Here is a 6,850-nt window from a genome sequence, read left to right as displayed (position 1 = left end):
CTTCCTCTTTGTGGCGTTTCAACACGACCACGTTAGGCACTTGATGCCGTTTGAGAAGGGCCGTTCCACCTCATCAGCTTCGGGCCGACTGGGCCCTTCAAGGGCGGCAAAATCCAGACGCTTACCACCATGAACCCAAAATCCTCTCCTCAGCAGATCAAGACAAAGCTCAGTATCATTGAGCTGGTCGATAGGCTTCTCGACGATTACATTTATCCCGAGATCGCCGAGATCCTAAACGAGCAGGGACATCGCCCAGGTGGAACCGCACGTCGCGGCTGCCAGGACGCCCGCTTTACACCCCTCAAAGTCGCCTATCTCATCCACGAATATAAGCTGCGTTCACGATATGATCGACTGCGACAGCGGGGAATGCTGACAAGACAGGAAGCGGCAGCGCATCTCAATATCAGCGAGCAAACAGTCGCCAGATGGGCCAAATTTGGCCTGATCACCAGACATGCCTATAACGGGCACTATAGCCTGTACGAAATCGCCGATGGAGACCTGCCGCAAAAGCAATGCAGCCGATGGAATCCACTCGAAGATCGCGCTGCTGCGTATCAACAAATGCAAACAGAGCCAAGAACATCAACTGGCGAGGAAAGAGGTGTAGTATGAACGCCGATCGTTGTAAGTTAGCACCATTCCGGTGCCATCCCATACCAGGATCTTCAGGCGATCCCCGCGTTTTGAGCGAAAGATCACCGTCACCCCGGAATGCGGGTCCAGCTTCAACTCGGTCTGCACCATCAGAGCCAGCGCCTGATGCCCACAGCGGAAGTCCACCGGCCGCGTTGCAATCAGGATCGGCAGCCGTTGGCTCGCAACGATCATGCCGTCCCTCGCAGCGCCCGCACCAGAGCCGCCACACGTTCCACCGGCACGCCACCGGGAACCCGCATCACGAAGTCCGGGCCGATCTCCAGTGTCAACACCGCTGATATCGCCTCCGGCAGTTTCGGCGGTGCCAACATACTCACCGCATCGCTCGGCTCTGCCGCAATCGCCAAAGGCACAAATACAGGCTCGGCATCGCCGCTCTCCGACAGGCCCGGCATCGCCTCAAAAGGCAGGGCCAGAATGCCCTCGCGCGCTTGTCGGCGCCAGAAGGAAAGCTGGTGCGGAACAACGTCATGACGGCGCGCGACATCAATAACACGAACACCAGGCGCAAGGCTTTCCGCAACGATCCTAGCCTTCACATCATCCGGCCAACGCCGGTTTCCGCGGCGCGGCTCGACAACTTCGTAGCGCCCAACAAATCCATCATCTGCCATGCAATTCTCCAGATAGCCCTGGAAACCTTCTCGCACACGCAGCAAGCCTCAAAATACAGCCAATCCAATGGGGCGGAGACGGCGCTTACGGGCAATCAACCCATACTTCGCCCCAAAATCGCAGACCCGCCTGCCGGGTCGAAAACTCTCAGCCACAAATCCGCGCCTTGAGAGCATCCGGCCAACGCCGACGCCCGGTAGGTCCATCAAGGACCTCGATCCGCGACACTCCCCCTCGACTTGCGCACCTCCATCCGGTGCTCGTTTTGGTGCTCCACGGCCAGCCTCAAGCAAACTCAGTTGCAGGACGGCATGTGAACTGAAGTTCAATGCCAAAACTCGCATCAAGCTGAACCCACGGGGCTGGCGCACCGCTTACGATCTGATAGGCGGGGCGGTCCTTCTATGAAGAAACCACCAAGTCGCCTTGAGGTTCCTACCGTCGACTTCCGCTCGCGGCCTTTCCGGCTACGTTTTCCTAAACTTCGAATATTTGCTTTTGCGTCCGATGAAGGCAGTCGCCCACCTTGGTCGCACCGATCATATAATTGTCGCAGATCACCGCAAACACACGACCGTCGTCGTATCCGGGATGCACTGCAAGGCACATGTTCTCGGCCAGCGGCATGGTTTCGTCTTTGCGAAGCAGCGGCCGTTCGACCATGTCACAGCCCTGCCCATGCGCGTATAGCCGCATTTCCGGCGGCAGCCCACGCTCAACCATCCAGCGGTCGTGGGCGATCGCGATCTCTGCCGGCATGGCCCCCGGGCGGATCAGGTCCAGAGTATGGTCCTGCGCCGCCTTAACGTTATCGAACGCGGCCAAAATGTGGTCGCCGGCAGAGCCCAGCACGATAGTGCGCGCGATCTCGAGGTAAAGACCGCCTGGCCCGTTGACTTCGATCAGGATGGAGAAGTGGTCGCCGTTCCCCATTTCGCGTCGCTGGTAGTGACGTCCTAGGAACCGCGATGGTCTGCCCTGTGGTGCCGAGAGACCGAAATAGATGCCCTGATCCGCGCCCAGCTTCAGCCCGACTGCCTCGGCATGGGACGCGACATCGCGATCAGTGACCCCGGGGCGTACGAAATCCAAGACCTCGGAGAAAATTCTGTCCTGCATGAGCGCGATCTGTCTGATGAGCCCAATCTCCTCGGGGCTCTTGATCGCCTTCACTCGATCAATTTCTTCTGTTAGGTCGACCAGATCAAAAGCGGTACTCACGGCCTGCATCAGGCTATATGGAAGGGCCGCGGGAACGAGGGTGGCGACTCGCCTCGCGCCACCCTCGTGAAGAGCCCGGATCACGAGTTCCGTGTCGTATACGACGGTGTACCCGACAGAGTGGAAGGACGGCGTCCCGTAGATATGCTGCACACCCAAAGTCGCTTGCGCGCTGGGATCCGATTGCCGCACCGTATCGAAGGCACCCATCTCGACCACTATCATCGGCCGATCCCGGAAAAAAAGAACGGTCCGCGGATATCCGTTGCCGGCGGGAACGTCGGTGAACCAGCGGACATAGCCCCCCATCCAGTCTTCTTTCGCCTGCATAAGGATTACGTCGATATCCTGCGCGTCCATAATTCGGCGAACTGCTTCCCAACGTCGCTCCATTTCCCGGCTCGAGATAGGCGAGTTTGTCTTCATCGCAAAATCCTTTCAACGCCGTTCGGCATCCTTCACGGCTTCCGACCCGCCGCCCGCATAGGCCTTCAGGTTTTCGTGCACAATCGGAAAGCACTGCTCGAGGTAAATGTCGGCGAAGCCTCCGACATGAGGAGTGACTATGACGTTCGGCAGGTCCCAAAGCGGATTGCCGGACGGCAGAGGTTCAGTTTCAAATACGTCGAGGGCCGCCCCGGCGATCCGGCCGGAGGAAAGTGCAGCGTGCAGTGCGGCTTCGTCCACGCATCCGCCCCGCGCTACATTGATGACGAATGCGTTCGCCTTCATGCGGCTCAGGACGCTTTCATTCACAATATGGCGAGTCGCAGGAGTCAGCGGCACCAAGACGACAAGGAAATCCGCCTCGGCCACCGCGTCCCCGATCCGTGACCTCGGGAATATCTCGTCGACGTTCTCCGCGCACTGACGACCGTCGGAAATTGCTGTAACCCGCATGCCTAGGACCCTACAATAGCGCGCTAGGTACTCGGCGATCTTTCCCAGCCCCAGTATGCAGACCGTCTTGCCGTGAAGCGCCTTCTGGGGCCGGCGGTCCCAGTCATGCGCCCTTTGGCGTTTCAGAACCCCGGGGATGTCGCGTGCGAGGCAAAGCATTAGGGTCAGAACATGTTCCGACATCTGGGGACCTTGGACTCCGGCGATCCGGGTGATTGGCAGGCCTTTCGGCAGCTCGGCCATCTGGAGTAGGTTGTCAATCCCGGTAGTCAGGCTCTGAATCCATTCGAGGCGCGGCATGGCAGTGATCAGCTCGGGCTTTAGATAGGGCGCGATCCCGATCATGACATTGGCGAGCGGAGCGACCTTCATCGCCTCGCCGTGGGATGCCACGCCAATGTAGCGGAGGTCGGGAAGTACCTCCTCCAGCCTCGACACATAGGATGCGGTCCAGTCGGGCCGTTCATGCCAGATTATGACGTTTTTTTGATCTTTCATCGCGAAACTCATTGATACAATACCCGGGGAAGCCAGAGTGCCAGCGCCGGAAACACGAATAACAGGATGATCAGGACTATGGGGGCAGCGAGGAAGGGGAGTATGCCGCGATAGATCGCCATCATTTTCAGTTCGGGTGCCTGCGCGCGGATTATGAAAAGATTCATCCCTACCGGGGGTGAGATCAGCCCTACTTCCACCAGCACGACGACGAGAACGCCGAACCAGATCGGATCGAAGCCGTAGCCGATGATGATGGGCAGGAACACAGGAACGGTGATCAGAACCATGCCGAGGGCTTCGAGAAAGCATCCAAGTACAAGATAGATGAGTACAATGATCGCCATGACCATCCAACCGCTCAGCCCAGCATCCAGCGCCAATTTAAGAAGATTGTCGGGCAGCCGTGTCTGGACCACGAAATTCGCGAAGATGGTCGCCCCAATGACAATCATCAGCAATGCACAGGAGATCAGGACGCTGGCCTTCATAGCGTGCACCAACCCAGCAATGCTCAGGGTGCCTCGGGCAATGCCGATTAAAATAGCGGTGAACGCTCCAATAGAGGCAGCCTCGGTAGGACTGAAGATCCCAGCATAGATCCCACCGATCGTGACGAGGAACAGCAGGAAGAACTGCCACGGTTTCAACAACGCGGCGAGACGCTCGCCAAAGGTGGCGGGCTCCTCGAGTGGCGCAAGATCTTCCCGACGCGCGAGGATTTTTGTCACAACGATATAAAGCAGCATAAGGAAGATGCCGGGGATCAGCGAGGCAGCAAAAAGCCTCGCTATACTCGTTTCGCTAATTGACGCATATAGCACTAGGATGATGGATGGCGGGATCAAAATGCCCAAGGTTCCGCCGGCTGCTATTGTGGACGCCGCATAAGCCGGATTGTACCCGGCCCGCGTCATTTCCGGCAGAGCGATCCGGGTCATGCTTGACGCGGTCGCGAGCGAGCTGCCGCAGATCGCGCCGAATGCACCAGAGGCGGCCACCGTGGCTACGCCCAGTCCGCCGCGCGTGCCGGACATGATGGTCCTCGCGGCAGCGAAGAGTTCCGCCGACATGCGTGAGCCAGAAGCTACTTCCCCCAACAATATGAACAGCGGAAGCACCGACAGGCCATAGCCTGACGAGACATCGAAGACCGCCGTGCCCGAGATGAACTTGGACGGTCCGATGCCGTTCAGGATCAGGTTTCCCCCGACTCCAATCAGACTGAGGGCGAGCCAAATCGGCTGGCGCAGGAACATCAGGACCAGCATAGCCGCGATACCGGAAAGGCCGAAGGTAAAGGCACTCATTGGATGCTCCGGACAGGTGTTTCAGTTTCTGCATCGGGCCTCAGCGCCGCTCGCAATTGCACGGTGTAACCAAAGACCACGCCTACGATCCCGAGAAAGGCGATCACGTAAAGCGGCCATTTAGGAACCCCCAGCTCGAGGGATTTCTCGCCCCACCGCCATGACCCGATGGCCGGATCGACCATCGCCCATGCGAAGAAGCCGAAGGCTAAGATGCCAAGGATGGCGCTTACGACCGACAGGAGCTTGATTACAGTCGGTGCGAGGACAGCGTCGACGAGATCCACCAAAACCTCAGCTTTTTTCGCGACAACGACCCCGAGTCCGGCCATCGTCATGATGAGGAGAAAGAAACCCACAAGATCGTAGGAACCAGGAAGCGGCGCGTTGAATATCGATCTAAGGAAGACGTCGAGAACCACCACGAGCATCATCAAGCAAAGGCCTATGGCGGCGATGTTATGCATCGCCCGGATGAAGAACGGATCGGTTGCATCTGGGGGGGGCATGAGTTTCCCTTTACAAGTTTGGCGGACCGGCCCGCTTGCGCTGTGTCCGCCGCGCGCGGGCCGGTTCTGGTTAAGAAGGGTTGCTAAGACCAGAAACCGTCTACTTCGTGTAGGCCGAGTAGAATTCCTGCGCCGGCAGGCCCATGCCTTCGAGACGTTCAATCTCCTGCTGCGCGATCCCATTCAGCGCACCTAGCACCGCGGCTAGTTGGTCTTCGGACAAGACACCCATCTGGACGCCCTTTTCGATCAAGTATTTGCGGGATTCCACTTCCCCTTCGTCCAGCAGCCTGCCATATGCCATGGCAGCATCGACGCCGGTCGTCTCATTGATGACCTTGCGCTGGCTGTCAGTCAGGCTGTGGTAGGCGTTCTGGTTCATGAGCACGGTGAAACTGTTGGTCGAGAAACCTAGTTCGAGCGCGTATTTCGTGACCGGCGCGATATCGAAGGCCTTGGCTGCCTCGAAGGGGAACAAGGCACCGTCGACGATGCCTTTAGACATGCTGTCGGCAACTTCCGGTGCAGGAACTGCCATTGGCGACGCGCCGAGGATGGTCAGGACCTTCTGCGGTGTCTCACCGGCATAGCGGACGCGAAGCCCGGAAAAGTCGGCAAGAGATTTTATCGGCTTGTCTTTCTTATAAAGCAGCTTCAACGGGGGCGTCGTGGCCATCCACAGTATTTTGGTGCCCGGGTATTCACCGGCGAGGTATTGCGGCGCGAGCGTGGTCAGGCGCTTTGCTGCGGCCTCCATCGTCTTTTCGCCGCTGGGCGAGGTGAAGGGCTGTGCACTCAGATCCGTCATGGGGAAACGGCCCGGAGTCTGCGAAGAGATGATCAGCGCGACGTCTGCGACGCCGGACTGGACGACCTCGAACTGCCTGTTCATCGGACCGAGTTGACCGGCAGGATAGATTTCGAGGATGAGGTCTCCGCCCGACCTTTCCTTCACTTCCTGGGCCCAGGCTTCCATCGTCTTCTGAAAGGTGTGCGCGATCGGCAGCGGCGTCGAGACCTTGAGGACCGTCTCCGCGACCGCTGGTACCGCGGCCGTAACGATCAGGGTAAGCCCCGCCGCCAACCCCTTGAAATGGGTAAAATTCATTAACTTCCTCCCTTGAGTGCATT

The 6,850-nt window shown here is 58.5% G+C and carries 8 protein-coding genes; 1 reads left to right on the top strand and 7 read right to left on the bottom strand.

Translation table 11 applies throughout. The annotated features are described in order from the left end of the window. Window positions 1–129 precede the first annotated feature (129 nt). On the top strand, window positions 130–621 hold the full coding sequence (locus FB593_RS26330; RefSeq protein WP_186447997.1) for a hypothetical protein: 492 nt from the start codon (window positions 130–132) through the stop codon (window positions 619–621). Here the strand turns inward: FB593_RS26330 and tnpB are convergent. The 7 genes from tnpB to FB593_RS26295 form a co-directional block, all read right to left on the bottom strand. Then, complete coding sequence (gene tnpB / locus FB593_RS26325; protein WP_145167471.1) at window positions 592–837, bottom strand: IS66 family insertion sequence element accessory protein TnpB; 246 nt, start codon at window positions 835–837, stop codon at window positions 592–594. The genes FB593_RS26330 and tnpB overlap by 30 nt on opposite strands. Then, complete coding sequence (gene tnpA, locus FB593_RS26320) at window positions 834–1,280, bottom strand: IS66-like element accessory protein TnpA (protein ID WP_145167469.1); 447 nt, start codon at window positions 1,278–1,280, stop codon at window positions 834–836. Before tnpA ends, tnpB begins: the two co-directional genes overlap by 4 nt. 478 nt (window positions 1,281–1,758) lie before the next feature. Further along, on the bottom strand, window positions 1,759–2,928 hold the full coding sequence (locus tag FB593_RS26315; RefSeq protein ID WP_145167467.1) for a M24 family metallopeptidase: 1,170 nt from the start codon (window positions 2,926–2,928) through the stop codon (window positions 1,759–1,761). 12 nt (window positions 2,929–2,940) lie between these two features. Beyond that, on the bottom strand, window positions 2,941–3,912 hold the full coding sequence (locus tag FB593_RS26310) for a D-2-hydroxyacid dehydrogenase (RefSeq protein ID WP_145167465.1): 972 nt from the start codon (window positions 3,910–3,912) through the stop codon (window positions 2,941–2,943). After that, a complete protein-coding gene (locus FB593_RS26305; protein ID WP_145167463.1) occupies window positions 3,909–5,210 on the bottom strand; it encodes a TRAP transporter large permease in 1,302 nt (433 codons plus the stop codon). Before FB593_RS26305 ends, FB593_RS26310 begins: the two co-directional genes overlap by 4 nt. Next, complete coding sequence (locus FB593_RS26300; protein ID WP_186447996.1) at window positions 5,207–5,719, bottom strand: TRAP transporter small permease; 513 nt, start codon at window positions 5,717–5,719, stop codon at window positions 5,207–5,209. The genes FB593_RS26305 and FB593_RS26300 overlap by 4 nt, the downstream gene beginning before the upstream one ends. 100 nt (window positions 5,720–5,819) lie before the next feature. Further along, entirely contained in the window at window positions 5,820–6,827 is a 1,008-nt protein-coding gene (locus tag FB593_RS26295; RefSeq protein WP_145167459.1) for a TRAP transporter substrate-binding protein, read from the bottom strand. Window positions 6,828–6,850 lie beyond the last annotated feature (23 nt).

Origin of the sequence: Rhizobium sp. SJZ105, from assembly GCF_007828365.1 — a bacterium.
Lineage (GTDB): Bacteria > Pseudomonadota > Alphaproteobacteria > Rhizobiales > Rhizobiaceae > Agrobacterium > Agrobacterium tumefaciens.
The sequence above is the reverse complement of the archived record's forward strand: the minus strand, read 5'-3'. Positions and strand labels throughout refer to the sequence as shown.

Coding starts and splice junctions, on each gene's coding strand:
- FB593_RS26330 (WP_186447997.1), top strand. CDS start 130: ATGAACCCAAAATCCTCTCCTCAGCAGATCAAGACAAAGCTCAGTATC.
- tnpB (WP_145167471.1), bottom strand. CDS start 837: ATGATCGTTGCGAGCCAACGGCTGCCGATCCTGATTGCAACGCGGCCG.
- tnpA (WP_145167469.1), bottom strand. CDS start 1,280: ATGGCAGATGATGGATTTGTTGGGCGCTACGAAGTTGTCGAGCCGCGC.
- FB593_RS26315 (WP_145167467.1), bottom strand. CDS start 2,928: ATGAAGACAAACTCGCCTATCTCGAGCCGGGAAATGGAGCGACGTTGG.
- FB593_RS26310 (WP_145167465.1), bottom strand. CDS start 3,912: ATGAGTTTCGCGATGAAAGATCAAAAAAACGTCATAATCTGGCATGAA.
- FB593_RS26305 (WP_145167463.1), bottom strand. CDS start 5,210: ATGAGTGCCTTTACCTTCGGCCTTTCCGGTATCGCGGCTATGCTGGTC.
- FB593_RS26300 (WP_186447996.1), bottom strand. CDS start 5,719: ATGCCCCCCCCAGATGCAACCGATCCGTTCTTCATCCGGGCGATGCAT.
- FB593_RS26295 (WP_145167459.1), bottom strand. CDS start 6,827: ATGAATTTTACCCATTTCAAGGGGTTGGCGGCGGGGCTTACCCTGATC.